Here is a 2,272-nt window from a genome sequence, read left to right on the forward strand (position 1 = left end):
GGTCACCGGGCTGCTGTTGCCGGTGACCAGCAGCCGGAGCGGCCGGTCCGGGTGGCGGTGCCGGGTGCGCAGCGCCAGCAGCGCGAGGGCGAGCATGACCAGCAGCGGCAGGAACCGCAGCTGCCAGGTGAGCGCCGCCAGGCCGACGGCCGCGACCAGCACCCACCCGGGCGTACGGGTGGTGCCGTACGCGAGCAGCGACCGCTCGGTGTCGAACCGCTCCGGCGCGCTGACCTGGAGCAGGCGGCCGAGCAGCCCGAGCACCAGCACGACCAGCGGGAACGCCCAGACCAGGGCGATCAGCAGGGCGCTGAGCAGCCCCAGCGGGCTGACGTACTGCACGAGCAGCAGCATCGTCGGCATGTCCTGCCGGCTGAGCCGCCACAACCGCAGCACCAGCAGCAGCACCGGGAAGGCCGGCAGCAGGGTCAGCAGCCACTGCTGCGCCTGCTGCGCCGGCCGGGTGCCCGGGCGGCGGTCCGGACGCCCCTCGCCGGCCGGTTCGGAGACGGCAGCGCCCACCTCTCCCACGGCCACTGCCGCACCTCCACCTTCGTCTCGGGTTCCGGCTGGCGGGCGACCGCCACCTGCTGGCGCTCGCTGTACTGCTGCTCCGAGCCCAGGTACCGGTCGAACGCCCGCTTCCACCGGTCGCCGTCCGGCCCGAAAGCGGACTCGGTGAGCGACAGGTTCACCAGGTCCCGCATGGCCGGGTTGGGGCCGGTGTTGACGCCCCACCGCTCCGCGGCCTCCGCGCCGATGTCCCAGTGCTGGAGGTCCTTGCGCCGCTGCAACGCCACCGCGGGTGGCAACTCCCCGGGCGGGCGGGGACCGACGAAACCGGCGAGGATCGCCGCGTCGGTGGTGACCGCGTCCACCACCCCGTCGTAGAGCGCCTGGACGCAGTCGCTGATCCGGTTGCGCCCGATCGGGCTGGCGCCCGCCTCCCGCAGGCGCTGCTCGGACGTGGAGGTGCCCAACGTGCAGACCTTGCGCTGGGCCAGGTCGCGCAGGCTCGCCACCGGCCGGGTGTCGGACCGCAACGTCACCACCGACTGCTCGGTCTCCAGATAGGGAAAGGAGAAGACCACCCCGTCCCGGCGACGCTGTTCGGTGACGCTGTAGGAGGCGATCACCAGGTCGACGGTGACGTAGCTGCCGTCGGTGTTCCGCGCCTGCCGCCGGGCCCGGTCCTCGCTCTCGATGGCCAGCAGCGTGACCTCCGGCGCGTCGAAGCCCAGGTCCTCCGCGATCATGTACGCGATCTCGATGTCGAAGCCCTCGAAGGTGCCGTTCGCCAGCTTCTGCGACACCCCCGGCTGGTCGTCCTTCACGCCGATGAGCAGCTTGTCCCGGTTGGCCAGCCCCGCCCGTTCGCGCAGTTCCTCCCGCGTGGGCGGGCCGCTGGCGACGACGACCCGGACGACGGCCACCACGATGATCACGAGCAGGACCACCAGCGCCGCGAGGCGCACCTGCCGCCGCCGTGATCCGCCGTCGTCGCCCGCGGCCCGCTCCGGCTCCGGTACGACGTCGTCGGCTCCCCGTGCCTCGCCCACTCGAACCTCCCCGTCACCGGCCCCGCGAAGCGTCCATTGTGCTGTATGGCCGCTTCGGCACGACATCCCGTGAACGGCTCGGCGGGTCGGCGTCGACAATTGCCGCACCTGCGAGGGACATGGCGTTCACGGCTCGCAACAGCGGCGGACAGGCCCCTTTCCGCTCGCAGGTGCGGGCGGCTAGGGTGGCCGGGTGGCGATGTTCCGGATCGGTGACGCGGCCGACCTGCTCGGCGTCAGCGCCGACACCGTCCGGCGCTGGGTCGACGCCGGCCGGCTCGTGGCGGTCCGCGACGAGCACGGGCACCGCGTGATCGCCGGGGTGGACCTGGCCGCGTTCGCCCGGGACCGCTCGGCCGACCCCGACGAGCGGGCGGACGCCTCGTCGGCCCGCAACCGGCTGCGCGGCATCGTCGTGAACGTCGTCAAGGACACCGTGATGGCGCAGGTCGACATCCAGGCCGGGCCGTTCCGGATCGTGTCGCTGATGAGCCGCGAGGCGGTCGACGAGCTGGACCTGACCGTCGGATCGCTGGCCGTGGCCGTGATCAAGTCGACCACCGTGGTGGTGGAGAAGGCCGCCGCGCCCGGCATCGGCAGAGGGAGGCAGGCACCGTGAACGTGACGCGTACCGTCCGGTCCCTCGTCGCGGTCGCCGCCGTCGCGGCCCTGGCGTCCTGCTCCGGCGGCGGTGCCGCGCCGGCGGACGGGGC

The 2,272-nt window shown here is 73.4% G+C and carries 2 protein-coding genes and 1 pseudogene; 1 reads left to right on the forward strand and 2 read right to left on the reverse strand.

What is annotated here, in order from left to right:
- Together AB0I76_RS28010 and AB0I76_RS28015 are read right to left on the reverse strand one after the other, a co-directional pair.
- A pseudogene (locus AB0I76_RS28010) lies at positions 1-522 on the reverse strand (hypothetical protein); the annotation flags it as partial.
- Positions 429-1,559 (reverse strand): transporter substrate-binding domain-containing protein, encoded by a 1,131-nt coding sequence (locus tag AB0I76_RS28015; RefSeq protein ID WP_357041568.1) that lies wholly within the window; start codon positions 1,557-1,559, stop codon positions 429-431. The gene AB0I76_RS28015 and the pseudogene AB0I76_RS28010, both read right to left, overlap by 94 nt.
- Before the next feature lie 193 nt (positions 1,560-1,752).
- Between AB0I76_RS28015 and AB0I76_RS28020 the strand changes: the two genes are divergently transcribed.
- The gene (locus tag AB0I76_RS28020) at positions 1,753-2,178 is read left to right on the forward strand and encodes a TOBE domain-containing protein (protein WP_357041571.1); all 426 of its coding nucleotides are present in this window, start codon (positions 1,753-1,755) and stop codon (positions 2,176-2,178) included.
- The last annotated feature ends 94 nt before the right edge of the window (positions 2,179-2,272 follow it).

The sequence above is a fragment of the Micromonospora sp. NPDC049799 genome (assembly GCF_040656655.1).
GTDB lineage: Bacteria > Actinomycetota > Actinomycetes > Mycobacteriales > Micromonosporaceae > Micromonospora.